The sequence below is a fragment of the Zoogloea sp. genome, from assembly GCF_041904905.1.
Taxonomy (GTDB): Bacteria; Pseudomonadota; Gammaproteobacteria; order Burkholderiales; family Rhodocyclaceae; genus Zoogloea.
The window spans coordinates 49,484-64,378 of record NZ_JAYRMI010000002.1 but is presented as its reverse complement, the minus strand read 5'-3'; the positions used below and the strand labels follow the sequence as shown (position 1 = coordinate 64,378).

The following is a 14,895-nucleotide window of genomic DNA, read 5'->3' as shown; positions in this document are numbered from 1 at the left end:
ATGCCGGAAATTTTTCTGAGCCTGCCCCCAATGAAAACGACCTTCCTGGATTTCGAGCAGCCGATTGCCGAGCTCGAGGCGAAGATCGAAGAACTGCGCTTCGTGCAGGACGATTCGGCCGTGGACATCTCCGAAGAGATCGCCCGGCTGGAACAAAAGAACTTTGGTCTCACCAAGGACATCTACGCCAAGCTCACGCCCTGGCAGTGTGCCCTCGTCGCCCGCCACCCCCAGCGGCCCTACACGCTGGACTACGTCGAGCACATCTTCACCGACTTCGAAGAACTCCACGGCGACCGCAGCTTTGCCGACGACAAGGCCATCGTCGGCGGTCTGGCCCGCTTCAACGGCCAGCCGTGCATGGTCATCGGCCACCAGAAGGGCCGCGACACCAAGGAGAAGATCTTCCGCAACTTCGGCATGCCGCGGCCCGAGGGCTACCGCAAGGCCCTGCGCCTGATGCGTCTGGCCGAGAAGTTCGGGCTTCCGATCTTCACCTTCGTCGACACCCCGGGCGCCTATCCCGGCATCGACGCCGAGGAGCGCGGCCAGTCCGAGGCCATCGGCCACAACCTCTACGAGATGACCAATCTCAAGGTGCCCATCATCTGCACGATCATCGGTGAAGGCGGCTCCGGCGGCGCGCTGGCGATCGCCGTGGGCGACCAGCTGATGATGTTGCAGTACTCCACCTACTCGGTGATCTCGCCCGAAGGCTGCGCCTCCATCCTCTGGAAGAGCGCCGACCGGGCGCCGGATGCTGCCGAGACGATGGGCATCACCGCCGGGCGGCTCAAGTCGCTGGGGCTGATCGACAAGGTGGTGAACGAGCCCGTGGGCGGCGCCCACCGGGATCACCGGGCGATGGCCCAGAGCCTCAAGCGGGCGCTGCAGGACGCCTTGCGCCAGGTGTCCGACCTGTCCCCGTCCGAACTCCTCGAACGGCGTTTCGAGCGGCTGATGAGCTACGGCAAGTTCAAGGAAATTGCCGTCGACTGATCTGCCACACCGCGTCGCGGCGAGCTGGCAGCACCTGCCGGCACCCGCGGGGCGTGTCCGGGTCGGCCTCTCCGGCGGGCTCGATTCCACGGTGCTCCTTCATCTGCTCGCGGGCCTGCGCGGGCAGTTTCATTTCGACCTGAGCGCGACCCACGTGCGCCACGGCCTCGTGCCGGGTTCGGCGGCGTGGGGCGATGTCTGCCGTGCGCTATGCGAGCGGCTGGACGTGCCTTTTGCCGTGCACGACGTGACGGTGGATCGCGCCCATCCCGGCGGCCTCGAAGCCGCCGCCCGCGATGCCCGCCGCGCGGTGCTGCTGGAAGACGGCGCCGACTGGCTGGCGCTCGCCCACCACCGGGACGATCAGGCCGAGACGGTGCTCTTTCGCGCCATCCGCGGTGCCGGGGTGCGCGGCGTGGCGGGGATGCGGGCGATCCGGCCGGGTCGGGGGCAGCCCGGGCTGTGGCGACCGCTGCTGGATGTGCCCCGGTCGGCGCTCCTGGCTTACGCCAGCGCCCATGACTTGAGCTGGGTCGACGACCCGAGCAACGCCGACGCCCGCTTCTCGCGGAATTTCCTGCGCAACGACATCCTGCCTTCCGTGAATGCCCGCTTTCCCGGCGCAGCGGCGGGGCTCGCGCGCCTTGGCCGGCTCGCCGCCGAGGCGTCGGACCTGCTCGACGCGCTGGCCGACGCTGATCTGGCCGCCCTGGCGCTGCCGGGTTCGACCCATTACCGGCGCGCCGGCGCGCTCGGGCTCACCTCGCCCCGGCTGCGCAACCTGCTGCGCCGGGTGCTGGCGGTGGCGGGCGAGGCGATGCCCGACGAGGATCGTCTCCATGAACTCGAACGCCAGTTCCGCGCCGATGCCGCGCCCGCCGGGCTGCGCCTGCCGGTGGGGGCGTCGGCGCTGTGCATCTACCGCGATGCGTGGTGGCTGGAGGCGCGCGCGAGCGCGCCGGTGCCCGATGCCATTGGCTGGGCGGGGGAGGCGACGCTGGGCTGGGCCGGCGGCGAGGTCTGCTTCCGGCCTGCGACGGGGCAGGGGGTGTGGGCGGCGGCGCTGGCCGGCCAGCCCTGCGCGCTGCGTCGGCGGGCGGGCGGGGAGCGGCTGCGCCTGCATCCGGCCGGGCCGTCCCGGTCGTTGAAGAACCTGCTGCAGGAGGCGGGTGTGCCGGGCTGGCTGCGGGATGAGCTACCGCTGCTGTGGGTGGGGGATCGACTGGCGTGGATCGCGGGAGTGGGCGTGGCGGCGCAGTTTGCGTGCCCGCCGGGCGAGAAAGGCTGGCTGCCGGTCTGGTCGCGCTGGCGGGGCGGGCGTGAACTTCAAGGGGTTCAAGCCTGACTTGACCCCCTTCACCCCAGACTTGAACTGCTTCAGGTTTTTGGTCGGTGTTTTCGAGTCGGACTTGAAGTGGTTCAGGCCAGGGTTGAATTCATTCAAGTTCAAGCTGCGCCGGTTCAACAAAAAGCTGAACGAACCCTGGTATTAGTTGAACGGGTTCAAGTCTGATTTGAAGTTGTTCAGCAAAAACCTGAACGCGCCCAGGGATTACTTGAACACGTTCAAGTCGAAGATCAACGGGTTCAAACCCGGGCTTGAAGTGCCGCCCGCGGGGGCGGCTCAGTCCCGCGGCGAGAGCAGTTGGGCCAGCTCGACCGCCGAGCGCACGCCCATCTTTTCGAACACCCGGGAGCGGTGCACTTCGACGGTGCGCATCGAGATGTTCAGTTCGTCGGCGATCACTTTGTTGAACTTGCCGGCCAGCACCCGCTGCATCACTTCCTGCTCCCGTGGGGTGAGCTGGGCGAGGCGGGTGGCGACGGTGGCCTGGGTTTCCTGGTTGGCCTGGTGGCGGGCGTTGGTGGCCAGGGCGCGGATCACCACGTCCACCAGCGCGTTGTCGTCCACCGGCTTTTCGAGGAAGTCGAAGGCGCCTTTCTTGAGGGCACCCACCGCCATCGGCACGTCGCCGTGGCCGGTGAGGAAGATCACCGGCAGGGTGTTGCCGCGCGCCAGCAGGGCGTCGAAGCACTCCAGGCCGCTCATCTCGTGCATCCGGATGTCGAGCACGATGCAGCCCTGCCAGTCGGGCTGCCAGGCGGCCAGGAAGTCTTCGGCCGAGGCCCAGGCGCGGGCGGCCACGTTGCGGGTGCGGAAAAGCCAGCCGAGGGCGTCGCGGATGGCCTCGTCGTCGTCGACGAGGTGGGCGAGGGGGTGCGTGGCGGGATGGCTCATGGGGTATGCACCGGGAGCGAGAAGTTGAAAATCGTACCACCGCCCGGATGGGCCTCGAAGCTGAGGCGGCCGCGGTGGAGTTCGGCGATGGAACGGCAGATGTTGAGGCCCATGCCCATGCCTTCTTCCTTGGTGGTGAAGAAGGGGGCGAAGAGTTTTTCGGCGATGTCGGGCGGGATGCCCTTGCCCCGGTCGGCCACGCTGAACACCAGCAGGCCGTCGGTTTCGTGGGTGGTGAGCTGCAGGCAGCGCCGGGGGCGCGGGGTGTCGGCCATGGCGTCCATGCCGTTGCGGATCAGGTTGACCGCCACCTGCTCGATCATCACCGGGTCGGCGAGCACTTCGGGCAGGTGTTCGTCGAGGTCGACGGCGATGTCCACGCCGCGGCGGATGGCGTCGGGCTCCACCAGGCCGACGGCTTCGCGGATGATGGCGTTGAGGTCGGCCGGTTCAAGCTTGGGTTCGCTGCGCCGCACGAAGGCGTGCACCCGGCGGATGATCTGGCCGGCGCGCTGGGCCTGCTTGCCGATCTTCTGGAGGATGCCGGTCAGCTCGCCTTGGGAGAGCGCGCCGTGCTCGATCATGTTGAGGCAGCCGGTGTTGTAGCTGGAGATGGCGGCGAGCGGCTGGTTGAGTTCGTGGGCGAGGGTGGAGGCCATCTCGCCCATCGTCACCAGCCGGGCGGTGGCCTGCAGGCGTTCCTGTTGCTGGCGGGCCAGTTCCTGGGCGTTCTTCTGCTCGGTGACGTCCACCATCGAGCCCATCCAGCCGATCTGGCGGCCGTCGGCGTCGATGAGCGGGGCCTCGATGAGCAGCGCGTCGAAGCGTTCGCCGCTCCGGCGCATCAGGCGGATCTCGACGCCCTGGGGCGGGGCGTTGCCGCCCAGGATCATCTGGTGGACTTCATAGGTGCGCTCCAGGCTCTCCGGCGCCCAGTAGGGCATCGGGGGCATCAGGCCGACGAGTTCTTCGGCGCTCCAGCCGACCATCCGGCAGAAGGCCGGGTTCACGTAGGTGATGCGGCCCTGCAGGTCGCGGGCGCGCATGCCGGTGTTGAGGGAATCTTCCATCGCCTTGCGGAAGGCGTGCTCGCTGCGCAGCGCCTGCTCGGCGGCCTGGCGGCGCACCATGTGGCGCCGCAGCTGCCACAGGCTCCAGACGATGGCCGCGGCGAGCACGCCCAGCGAGCCCATCAGCAGCAGGGAGATCCAGCGCACCTCCGACTTGTAGGCGGTGATCTGCAGATCCAGCCCGTGGCCGGGCGGCTCGAAGGGGATCTCGTAGGCTAGCGAGGACAGGGGCGAGACCTTGGATTTGGCGGCGATCTCGGTGCCCAGGTTGTTCACCACCGCCACCCGGTAGCGCTCGGAGAACCACCAGGGCACCTGCCGGGCGAGCAGGTCGTTGAGGGAATAGACGCCGACCACCGTGCCCAGGTGGCGTCCGCCCTCGAAGATGGGCACATGGACTTCGAAGTGGGTCTGGTTGTCGATCACCGAGTAGGCGTCGCTGTAGGTGGGGCGGCCGAGGGAGCGGGCGAGGCGGAAGGTGGAGTCGGACGGGAAGCTGCCGGAGGCCTCGCCCACCAGATGGCTGTCGGTCCACGGCGGGGTGGCCCCCTGCAGCGCGCCGCCGGCGTTGAGCCACAGGATGCGGATCAGCCCGCTCTCGGGGTCGAGGGCGCGCTTGATGCGGGCGTCGGTGGCGGTGCCGAGGGGGCGGCCGGCGAGCAGCTCGGGCCCGAGCTGGGTGAGCTGGGCGTTGTTGCGCTCGAACTGGAAGGAGAGGTTCTGCTCCATCCACAGCACGTCGTTGATGAGGGTGGCGCGCTGCTCTTCGGCGTCCTGGCGGTGGGTGAGCCACAGCAGCGCGGCCATGGTGGCGACGAACAGCACCACGGCGGCGTAGGGCAGGCTCCAGTAAACCCGGGGGGGGGGGGGCGGCGGGGGGGGTTGGCAAGGGGTTGTCGATCATGGTGTTGGCGCAGCCGTGGTTATGACCGCTTGCGGCGGCGGCGGGCATCCGCATTTTCCACACTGCGGATTTCCACAATTGAGGGGGGGGCTCGCCAGCCCGACACTCGCGGGTATGGCATGCCATAACGGCAGCTTGTGCAAGATTAAAAAACTTTTATTGGAGACAATGATGAAACGTCGCACCGCCCTATTCAGTCTCGCCGCCCTTGGCCTTGCCACGTTCTCGGGCCTGGCCGCCGCCCAGGCGCCGATCGTCATCAAGTTCAGCCACGTGGTGGCTGCCGACACCCCCAAGGGCAAGGCGTCGGAATTCTTCAAGAAGCGCGCCGAAGAGCTGACCAAGGGCAAGGTGAAGGTTGAAGTCTTCGCCAACAGCGCACTTTACAAGGACAAGGAAGAACTCGAGGCCCTGCAGCTGGGCGCCGTGCAGATGCTGGCGCCGTCGCTGGCCAAGTTTGGCCCGCTGGGGGTAAAGGAGTTCGAGGCTTTCGACCTGCCCTACATCTTCGACGACTACACCGAACTGCACCGCATCACCCAGGGCCCGGTGGGCGCCGGCATCCTGAAGAAGCTGGAGCCGAAGGGCATCGTCGGCCTGGCCTTCTGGGATAACGGCTTCAAGTCGTTTTCGGCCAACACCCCGATCCGCACCCCGGCCGACCTGAAGGGCAAGAAACTGCGCATCCAGTCGTCGAAGGTGCTGGAAGAGGAGATCCGCGCCGTGGGCGGCCTGCCCCAGGTGATGGCCTTCTCCGAGGTGTACCAGGCGCTCCAGACCGGCGTGGTGGATGGCACCGAGAACCCCCACTCCAACATGTACACCCAGAAGATGCACGAAGTGCAGAAGCACCTGACCGTGACCGACCACGGCTACCTGGGTTACGCGGTGATCGCCAACAAGAAGTTCTGGGATGGCCTGCCGGCCGACGTGCGCGGCCAGCTTGAGCAGGCGATGAAGGAATCCACGGCCTACGCCAACAAGATCGCCCAGGAAGAGAACGACAAGTCGCTGGAGGCGATCAAGAAGAGCGGCAAGACCCAGGTCTATGTGCCCACCAAGGACGAGAAGCTGGCCTTCAAGAAGGCGCTGGTGCCCGTCCATCAGAAGATGGAAGGCCGGATCGGCAAGGAGCTGATCCAGTCCATCTACAAGGAAACCGGCTTCGATCCCGCGAAGCTGTAACTGCCGACCGCCCCGGGCTGGCGGCGCCCGGCCCGGGGTCAATCCCTTTCCCGCTGCGTTCTTCAGCGAGGTCAAATCATGAAGATTCTCGATCGCCTCGAGGAGTGGATCATCACGCTCCTCATGGGGGGAGCGACTGCGATCATCTTTTTCGCCGTCGTTCACCGTTATCTGGCCGGCCTGAGCATTCCCGGCCTGCAGGACTGGCTGCTGTCCCTCAACGTGAGCTGGACCCAGGAGCTGTGCATCATCATGTTCGTGTGGATGGCCAAGTTCGGCGCGGCCTATGGCGTGCGCACCGGCATCCACGTGGGCGTCGACGTGCTCATCAACCGCCTGTCGGACGGGAGCCGGGCCAAGTTCATCCTCTTCGGGCTGCTGGCCGGTGCGCTCTTCACCGCGGTGGTGGCAACGCTCGGTGCCCACTTCGTGTGGGAGAACGGCGCCCACTACGCCTTCCTCAGTCTGACCGGCGCCGAGTTTGGCGACGTGCCCGAAGGCCCCACCACGCCCGACCTGGAGTGGCCCACCTGGATCGTCTACAGCGCGATCCCGCTCGGCTCCAGCCTGATGTGCTTCCGCTTCCTGCAGGTGGCCTGGAGCTTCCTGCGCACCGGCGAACTGCCCCACCACGACCACGGCCATGTGGACGGGCTGGATGAGGCGCTGCCGGTGGACGTGGACGTCTACGGCATGGACGATAACCTGCACATGCACGACCTCAAGCATCGTCAGGTCGGCGACAAGAAAGGAGGCCAGCAATGAACGCCGCAATCATTTTCGGCATCCTGCTGGTGCTGATGCTGACCGGGATGCCCATCTCGATCTCCCTCGGCCTCACGGTGCTCACCTTCCTGTTCACCATGACCGAGGTGCCCCTCGAATCGGTGGCGCTCAAGCTGTTCACCGGCATCGAGAAGTTCGAGATCATGGCGATCCCGTTCTTCATCCTGGCCGGCAACTTCCTCACCCACGGGGGGGTGGCCAAGCGGATGATCAACTTCGCCACGGCGATGGTCGGGCACTGGTATGGCGGCCTGGGCCTTGCCGGCGTGCTGGCCTGTGCGCTGTTCGCGGCGGTGTCCGGTTCGTCGCCGGCCACGGTGGTGGCGATCGGCTCGATCCTGCTGCCGGCGATGGTGCGGGCGGGCTTCCCGAACCGCTTCGGCGCCGGGATCATCACCACCGCCGGGGCGCTGGGCATCCTGATCCCGCCGTCCATCGTGATGGTGATGTACTCGGTGGCCACCAACACCTCGGTCGGCGCGCTGTTCATGGCCGGCGTGGTGCCGGGCCTGGCCCTGGCGGCCACCCTGGGCGGCGTCACCTGGTATCGCGCCCGCAAGTTCGACTACCCGCGTCAGCCCAAGGCGAGCTTCGCCGAGCGGATGAAGGCCTTCCGCGAGTCGGTGTGGGGCCTGCTGCTGATCGTGGTGGTGATGGGCGGGATCTACACCGGCATCTTCACCCCCACCGAAGCCGCGGCCATGAGCGCCATGTACGCCTTCATCGTGGCGGTGTTCGTCTACAAGGACATGCCGCTCTCCGACGTGCCGAAGGTGCTGCTCAACTCGGCCAACATGTCGGCGATGCTGCTCTACATCATCACCAACGCGGTGCTGTTCTCCTTCATCATGACCAACGAGAACATCCCGCAGGCCCTGGCCGACTGGATGCTTGGCAATGGGCTGGGGGTGATCGCCTTCCTGCTGGCGGTGAACGTGCTGCTGCTCTTGGCCGGCAACTTCATGGAGCCGTCGTCCATCGTGCTGATCTTCGCCCCGATCCTGTTCCCGGTGGCGATGAAGCTGGGCATCGACCCGGTGCACTTCGGCATCATCATGGTGGTGAACATGGAAGTCGGCATGTGCCACCCGCCGGTGGGGCTCAACTTGTACGTGGCCTCGGGCATCACCAAGATGGGCATCACCGAGCTTACCGTGGCGGTGTGGCCGTGGCTGCTGTCGATGCTGGTCTTCCTGGGGGTCGTCACCTACTGGCCGGGCCTGTCCCTGTGGTTCCCGCGGATGCTTGGCATGATGTAACCCGCCTGCCGGCCATCCAGCGCGCACCGGAAACGCACCCCTCGGGGTGCGTTTCCTTTTGGTGGAGGAGGGCGCCCGGTTTGGTCGGGCCGGCCAGTTGTGATAAAAGGGCGTGTTTCCCGTGGCCTGTCCGGGCATCCCGTCATTCCTCCGAGAGGCTCTCGTTGTCCCAGCCGTCTTCACCGTCTCCGTCCGAAACGCCCCCTCGCGAGCACGACTGCTACCACTGCGGCCTGCCGATCCCCGCCGACGTGGATCTGCCGGTCGAGGTGGACGGCGTGGTCCGCCACACCTGCTGCACCGGTTGCCAGGCGGTAGCCCAGTCCATCGTCAGCAGCGGTCTGGTCGATTACTACCGGCGTCGCGACGCGATGCCCGAGCGCGCCCGTGAGGCGATGCCCGACGAGCTGAAGGATCTGGGCCTCTTCGATCACCCGGATTTCCAGCAGGGCTTCGTCAAGCCCATCGGCGAGCACGAGCGCGAGGCCGCGCTGATCCTCGAAGGCATCACCTGCGCCGCCTGCATCTGGCTCAACGAGCAGCACGTGGCCCACCAGCCCGGCGTGACGGCGGTGGACATCAACTACGCCACCCGCCGCGCCCGGGTGCGTTGGGACGAGCGCAAGATCAAGCTCTCCGACATCCTCGCGGCGGTCCAGGCCATCGGCTACCGGGCCTACCCCTACGACGCCGCCCGCTCCGAGCAGATCTCCCAGCGCGAGCGTCGCTCGGCGCTGTGGCGCCTGTTCGTCGCCGGCTTCGGGATGATGCAGGTGATGATGTACGCCTTCCCGGTCTACATCGCCGACGGCGACATGACCGCCGAAGTCGAAGCGATGATGCGCTGGGCGAGCCTCATCCTCACCGCGCCGGTGGTGCTGTACTCCGCCGAACCCTTCTTCAGTCACGCCTGGCGCGACATCAGGCTGCGCCGGCTGGGCATGGACGTGCCCGTCGCGCTGGGCGTCGGTGCCGCGTTCGTGGCCAGTTGCTGGGCCACCTTCACCGGCCAGGGCGAGGTGTACTTCGATTCGGTGACGATGTTCGTCTTCTTCCTGCTGTGCGGCCGCTACGTGGAGATGCTGGCCCGCCAGAAGGCCGTGCGTGGCGTGGAAGAACTGGGCAAGGCCCTGCCGGCCTTCGCCGAACGCCTCGCCCACTGGCCTGACCCCCAAGGCGAGCGGGTGCCCGTCTCGCAACTGCAGGCGGGCGACATGATCCGCGTGAAGCCGGGCGAGACCGTGCCGGCCGACGGCGTGGTGGCCGAAGGCGAGAGCGAGGCCAACGAGGCGCTCCTCACCGGCGAGAGCCGCCCCGTGCCCAAGCAGCCCGGCGCCCCGGTGACGGGTGGCAGCGTGAACATCGGCAGCCCCCTGTGCGTGCGCGTCACCCGTACCGGCGAGCACACCCGGCTGGCGGCGATCCGCCAGCTCATGGAGCGCGCGTCGGCCGAGAAGCCCCGCGTCGTCCAGCAGGCCGACCGGGTGGCCGCCTACTTCATCGTCGCCCTGCTGGTGCTGGCGGTGGTCACCGCCGGCTGGTGGTGGTGGCACGACCCCGACCGCGCCCTGTGGGTGTTCGTCTCGGTGCTGGTGGTGAGCTGCCCCTGCGCGCTCTCGCTGGCCACGCCGGTGGCGCTCACGGTAGCCACCGACGCCCTGGCGCGGATGGGCGTGCTGGTCACCCGCGGCCACGCCGTCGAGGCCCTGGCCCGCGCCGATCGTTTCGTCTTCGACAAGACGGGCACGCTCACCTACGGCGAGATGCGCGTCGAGCAGATCCGCCTGCTGGGCCCCGGCGACGAGATCGACGCCCTGCGTCTGGCAGCCGGGCTGGAGCAGGGCTCCGAGCACGCCATCGCCGAGGCCTTGCGCAGGCGCGGTGGCGATTTGGCGATGCCGGCCTTTGGTGCCGTCGCCGCAACGACGGGGCAGGGCGTGGCCGGCGTGCTCGATGGCGTCGCCTATCGCATCGGCCGCCCGTCCTTCGTCGCCGAACTCACGGGCGCTCCCGAGCCGGACGTCCTGCTCGCCGACGAGCGCTCCGGCCGCACGGTCATCGCACTGGGCTCCAGCGCCGGCTGGATCGCCGGCTTCGCCCTCTCCGACGGGCTCCGGGATGACTGCCCGGCCGCCCTCGCCGCGCTGCGCGAGCGGGGCATCGCCCTGTCGATCCTGAGCGGCGACACCCCCGCCACCGTCGAAGCCCTCGCCCGGGAGCTGGGCGTGAGCGACGCCCGCGGTGGCATGACGCCCGAGGGCAAGCACGCCGCCCTGCGCGGGCTGCAAACCGGAAAATCCATCGTCGCGATGGTCGGCGACGGGGTGAACGACGCTCCGGTGCTGGCCCAGGCCCAGGTCTCCATCGCCATGGGCGGCGGCACCGACCTCGCCCGCAACCAGGCCGACATTGTGCTGCTGTCCGGCCGGCTGGCGTCCCTGGCCGACGGGCTCCAGCTCTCCCGCCGCGCCCTGACGATCATCCGCCAGAACCTGTGGTGGTCCTTCGCCTACAATTTCACCGCCGTCCCGCTGGCCATGTCCGGGCTCGTCACGCCCTGGATGGCCGGGATCGGCATGTCGGCGAGTTCGCTCCTCGTCGTGCTCAACGCCCTGCGCCTGCAGCGCGGGCGCCAACGCTGAGATCGGATCATGGAAAGTCTGTACCTGCTCATCCCCTTGTCCATCGTCCTGGTGTTCCTGATCGGCTGGGTCTTCTGGTGGTCGGTGCGTAGCGGCCAGTTCGACGACCTGGAAGGCCCGGGTTATCGGGTCGTCACCGATAACGACGACCCGCCCGCAGCGCCGCCGGGCAAGGCCAAATCCGGCGCCGCCGATTGAGTCTTTTCAATTCCACGCTATCTGAAGGGTTTTTGACCCAAATCAATTCCCACCCCCGGGGGCTGCTGCATACTCCGTCACAGGTTGAAGACGCAAGTACGAGCAACAACTAGCGTTTTCCAGGCGCAAGCGCCTGTGGCTTAAGTCTCTCTGTTGGGGTTGGGGGTGCGCGATGCGCACCCTTTTTTTTGCCTTCGCGCCCCATCTTCCTCCTGTCTCCCCGGTTCGGATGCGACCCCGGTCGTGTGCCGGCCGCCGCTCGTCGTCGGCCCGATGCCGAAAAACGCCGATCCGACGCATCAACCTGCTAAAATTCCAAGCTTTCGGTTTTTCGACCATCCTTTGTCTCACGGAGTCCAGTCTCATGGCTATTGAACGCACCCTCTCCATCATCAAGCCCGATGCCGTCGCCAAGAACGTGATCGGCCAGATCTACGCCCGTTTCGAAGGCGCCGGCCTGAAGGTCATCGCCGCCAAGATGGCTCATCTCTCCGAGCGCGAAGCCGGTGAGTTCTACGCCGTGCACAAAGAGCGCCCCTTCTTCAAGGATCTGGTCTCCTTCATGACCTCCGGCCCGGTGATGATCCAGTGCCTGGAAGGCGAGAACGCCATCGCCAAGAACCGCGAGCTGATGGGCGCCACCGACCCGAAGAAGGCCGACAAGGGCACCATCCGCGCCGACTTCGCCGAGTCCATCGACGCCAACGCCGTGCATGGCTCCGACGCGCCGGAAACCGCTGCCGTGGAAGTGGCCTTCTTCTTCCCCGGCATGAACGTTTACAGCCGTTGATGATCTCTACCGGCGGGATGAAACTTCTTCCTCCCGCCGGTCTGGACGGAAATACACGTGGTCAATCTTCTCGATTTCGATGCGGCAGCACTCACCGACTGGTTCCTCCAGCAAGGTGAGAAACCCTTTCGTGCCAAGCAGGTGCTCCGCTGGGTGCATCGCTTCGGCGTGACCGATTTCGAGCAGATGACCGACGTGGCCAAGTCGCTGCGGGCCAAGCTCGCGGCGACGGCCTGCATCACGCCGCCTGTTCCGGTGCGCGACAGCATCTCGACGGACGGCACCCGCAAGTGGCTGCTCGACGTGGGCAACGCCAACGCGGTCGAGACGGTGTTCATCCCCGAGACCAATCGCGGCACCCTGTGCATCTCGTCCCAGGCGGGCTGTGCGCTGGATTGCGCCTTCTGCTCCACGGGCAAGCAGGGTTTCAACCGCAACCTCAGTGCCGCCGAGATCATCGGCCAGCTGTGGCTTGCCAACCGCCTGCTCGGCGCCAACGGCGACGGCGAACGTGTCATCAGCAACGTCGTGATGATGGGCATGGGCGAGCCCCTGGCCAACTTCGACAACGTGGTGTCGGCGCTCAACCTGATGCTCGACGACAACGCCTACGGCCTGTCCCGACGGCGCGTCACGGTGTCCACCTCCGGCGTCGTTCCGGCCATGGATCGTCTGCGCGAGGCCTGTCCCACTGCGCTGGCGGTGTCGCTGCACGCCTCCAACGACGCCCTGCGCGACCGGCTGGTGCCGATCAACCAGAAGTACCCGCTGCGCGAGCTGATGGCCGCCTGCCAGCGTTACCTCGAGCGCGCCCCGCGGGATTTCATCACCTTCGAGTACGTCATGCTCGACGGGGTGAACGATTCCGATGCCCACGCCCGCGAACTCGTCGCGCTTACCCGCGATGTGCCCTGCAAGTTCAACCTGATCCCGTTCAATCCCTTCCCGAATTCCGGCTTCGAGCGTTCGCCGGCACCGCGCATCAAGCGCTTCGCCGAGATCCTGATCGCCGCCGGCATCGTCACGACCACCCGCAAGACCCGTGGCGACGACGTCGACGCCGCCTGCGGCCAGCTCGCCGGACAGGTGAAGGACAAAACCCGCCGCACGACCCGCGTCGTGCCCATCGCCGGAGCCTGAACCCGATGAGACGCTTCCTGCCTGTCGTCGCTCTTGCGCTCGCCGTGTCTGCGCTCGTCGGTTGCGCCGGTGGCCAGCTTGGCGTGCCGGTTGCGTCGATCGAACGGCCGGCCTCCGAGAAGCCCACCGTCACCGACGCCCAGCGCAAGGCCCGGGTGCATGTCGAGCTGGGGCAGGCCTATCTGCAGGTCGGCCGCTACGGCGTCGCACTGGATGAAGCCAAGGCCGCGGCCTACTACGATTCCAGCTACGCCCCGGCCTACCAGCTGATGGGGCTGGTGCACATGTATCTCGAAGAGAACACCGTCGCCGCCGCCAATTTCGAGCGCGCGTTGCAGCTCGCGCCGGGCGATCCCGAGATCATGAACAGCTACGGCTGGTTCCTGTGCTCGACGGGCAAGGAGCAGTCCGGGATCGAAATGCTCACCGCCGCCGCCCGCAACCCCTATTACCAGTCGCCCACCCGTGCGCTGGCCAACGCCGGCATGTGCCAGCTGCGGCTCAAGAACGATGCGGCGGCAGAGGGGCTGTTCCTGCGCGCTGTCGATGCCGACAACGCCAATCAGGCGGCCATCTATCACCTGGCCGCCATCGCCTACCGGCGCGGCGCCTACGAGGCGTCCAGACGCTACCTCGCTGCGCTGCACAAGGGCGGCGACGCGTCGGCCGAGAGCCTCTGGCTGGCGGTCCGGGTCGAGCGCAAGCTGGGCGACCGGACGGCCGAAGCCTCGCTCGTCCAGCAGCTGCGCCGCCGCTTCCCGGGCTCTCCCGAATATCAGGCTTTCTTGCAAGGGCAGTACCAGTGACCGATCCTCACGCTTTGCCTCCCGCCGGGGCGGCTGCACCCGCCGATTCCTCCGTCGGCGAAACCCTGCGACGCCAGCGCGAATCGCTGGGGCTCAGCATCGTCGAAGTGGCGAACTCGCTCAAGCTCAACCCCCGCCAGATCGAGGCGCTCGAGTCCGGCCGGTTCAACCAGCTGCCGGGCGTCGCCTTCACCCGGGGCTTTCTGCGCAATTACGCTCGCCTCCTGCGGATCGACCCGGAGCCGTTGCTGGCGAGCGTCCAAGCGCCGGTCAGCTCCGAAACCGTCGAGCTGTCGCCGGCCTCCAACGCCCACGGCGACATGCCCCAGGTGGGGCGCGGCCGGTTCCGCCGTTCGGTGATCCCCGGTGCGCTGGCGGCGCTGGCCCTGTTCGGCATCGTCGTGGCCGGCTGGTACTACGACACCCAGCGCAAGAAGGTGGCCGACGAGCTGATCGCCAGCCCCCCGACGCCGGCCGTCGAGACCCCCGCCGCGCCGCCCGCACCCGCCCCCCAGGCGCCGGAGGCCGACGCGGCCAAGGCCGTGCCCGCCGCGGTCGACCCCGCGCCCCAGGCCGTGCCGTCGCCGGTGCCGCCGCGGCTGGACGAACCCGTTCCGGCCGCCGCGCCCAGCGGCAAGGATAGGCTGGTGTTCGATTTCTCCCAGGATGCCTGGGTCGAGGTGAAGGACAAGAGCGGCAAGGCCGTGTTCACCAAGCTCGGCAAGGCCGGGTCGAAGGCGGAACTCGAAGTCGCTCCCCCCGTCTCCGTCGTCATTGGCAACGCGCGCTCGGTGAAGCTGGAGCGCAACGGGCAGCAGGTGGACTTCGGTCTCACCGGCAAGACGACGATCGCCCGCCTCAAGTTCGAGTAACAGGA

13 protein-coding genes are annotated in these 14,895 nt (G+C 67.4%); 11 read left to right on the top strand and 2 right to left on the bottom strand.

From position 1 onward, the window contains the following. Positions 1–30: 30 nt before the first annotated feature. A complete protein-coding gene (locus tag ACE3N6_RS01105) occupies positions 31–999 on the top strand; it encodes an acetyl-CoA carboxylase carboxyltransferase subunit alpha (protein ID WP_374243313.1) in 969 nt (322 codons plus the stop codon). After that, entirely contained in the window at positions 986–2,344 is a 1,359-nt protein-coding gene (gene tilS / locus ACE3N6_RS01100) for a tRNA lysidine(34) synthetase TilS (RefSeq protein ID WP_374243312.1), read from the top strand. The genes ACE3N6_RS01105 and tilS overlap by 14 nt, the downstream gene beginning before the upstream one ends. Before the next feature lie 279 nt (positions 2,345–2,623). Here the strand turns inward: tilS and ACE3N6_RS01095 are convergent, their stop codons facing one another. Both ACE3N6_RS01095 and ACE3N6_RS01090 read right to left on the bottom strand, forming a co-directional pair. Continuing rightward, entirely contained in the window at positions 2,624–3,238 is a 615-nt protein-coding gene (locus ACE3N6_RS01095; protein ID WP_374243311.1) for a response regulator transcription factor, read from the bottom strand. Next, positions 3,235–5,115 (bottom strand): sensor histidine kinase, encoded by a 1,881-nt coding sequence (locus ACE3N6_RS01090; RefSeq protein ID WP_374243367.1) that lies wholly within the window; start codon positions 5,113–5,115, stop codon positions 3,235–3,237. The genes ACE3N6_RS01095 and ACE3N6_RS01090 overlap by 4 nt, the downstream gene beginning before the upstream one ends. Positions 5,116–5,383: 268 nt before the next feature. Here ACE3N6_RS01090 and ACE3N6_RS01085 point away from each other — a divergent pair, with 268 nt between their 5' ends. The 9 genes from ACE3N6_RS01085 to ACE3N6_RS01045 all read left to right on the top strand — a co-directional run bounded on the left by ACE3N6_RS01085 (position 5,384) and on the right by ACE3N6_RS01045 (position 14,890). Next, positions 5,384–6,397: a TRAP transporter substrate-binding protein gene (locus ACE3N6_RS01085; protein WP_374243310.1), complete on the top strand. Its 1,014-nt coding sequence runs from the start codon at positions 5,384–5,386 to the stop codon at positions 6,395–6,397. 75 nt (positions 6,398–6,472) lie between these two features. Continuing rightward, positions 6,473–7,162 carry a TRAP transporter small permease gene (locus ACE3N6_RS01080; protein WP_374243366.1) on the top strand — a complete coding sequence of 230 codons (690 nt, stop codon included), beginning with the start codon at positions 6,473–6,475 and terminating at the stop codon, positions 7,160–7,162. Next, positions 7,159–8,442, top strand: a complete 1,284-nt coding sequence (locus ACE3N6_RS01075; protein WP_374243309.1) for a TRAP transporter large permease — start codon at positions 7,159–7,161, stop codon at positions 8,440–8,442. Before ACE3N6_RS01080 ends, ACE3N6_RS01075 begins: the two co-directional genes overlap by 4 nt. Positions 8,443–8,606: 164 nt before the next feature. Further along, positions 8,607–11,084 carry a heavy metal translocating P-type ATPase gene (locus ACE3N6_RS01070; protein WP_374243308.1) on the top strand — a complete coding sequence of 826 codons (2,478 nt, stop codon included), beginning with the start codon at positions 8,607–8,609 and terminating at the stop codon, positions 11,082–11,084. 9 nt (positions 11,085–11,093) lie between these two features. After that, positions 11,094–11,282 carry a cbb3-type cytochrome oxidase assembly protein CcoS gene (gene ccoS / locus ACE3N6_RS01065; protein WP_374243307.1) on the top strand — a complete coding sequence of 63 codons (189 nt, stop codon included), beginning with the start codon at positions 11,094–11,096 and terminating at the stop codon, positions 11,280–11,282. 364 nt (positions 11,283–11,646) lie between these two features. After that, complete coding sequence (gene ndk / locus ACE3N6_RS01060; protein ID WP_153160961.1) at positions 11,647–12,072, top strand: nucleoside-diphosphate kinase; 426 nt, start codon at positions 11,647–11,649, stop codon at positions 12,070–12,072. A gap of 57 nt (positions 12,073–12,129) precedes the next feature. Next, the gene (rlmN, locus tag ACE3N6_RS01055) at positions 12,130–13,212 is read left to right on the top strand and encodes a 23S rRNA (adenine(2503)-C(2))-methyltransferase RlmN (RefSeq protein ID WP_374243306.1); all 1,083 of its coding nucleotides are present in this window, start codon (positions 12,130–12,132) and stop codon (positions 13,210–13,212) included. 5 nt (positions 13,213–13,217) lie between these two features. Beyond that, positions 13,218–14,018 carry a type IV pilus biogenesis/stability protein PilW gene (gene pilW / locus ACE3N6_RS01050; RefSeq protein ID WP_374243305.1) on the top strand — a complete coding sequence of 267 codons (801 nt, stop codon included), beginning with the start codon at positions 13,218–13,220 and terminating at the stop codon, positions 14,016–14,018. Beyond that, positions 14,015–14,890 carry a helix-turn-helix domain-containing protein gene (locus tag ACE3N6_RS01045; protein ID WP_374243304.1) on the top strand — a complete coding sequence of 292 codons (876 nt, stop codon included), beginning with the start codon at positions 14,015–14,017 and terminating at the stop codon, positions 14,888–14,890. The genes pilW and ACE3N6_RS01045 overlap by 4 nt, the downstream gene beginning before the upstream one ends. The last annotated feature ends 5 nt before the right edge of the window (positions 14,891–14,895 follow it).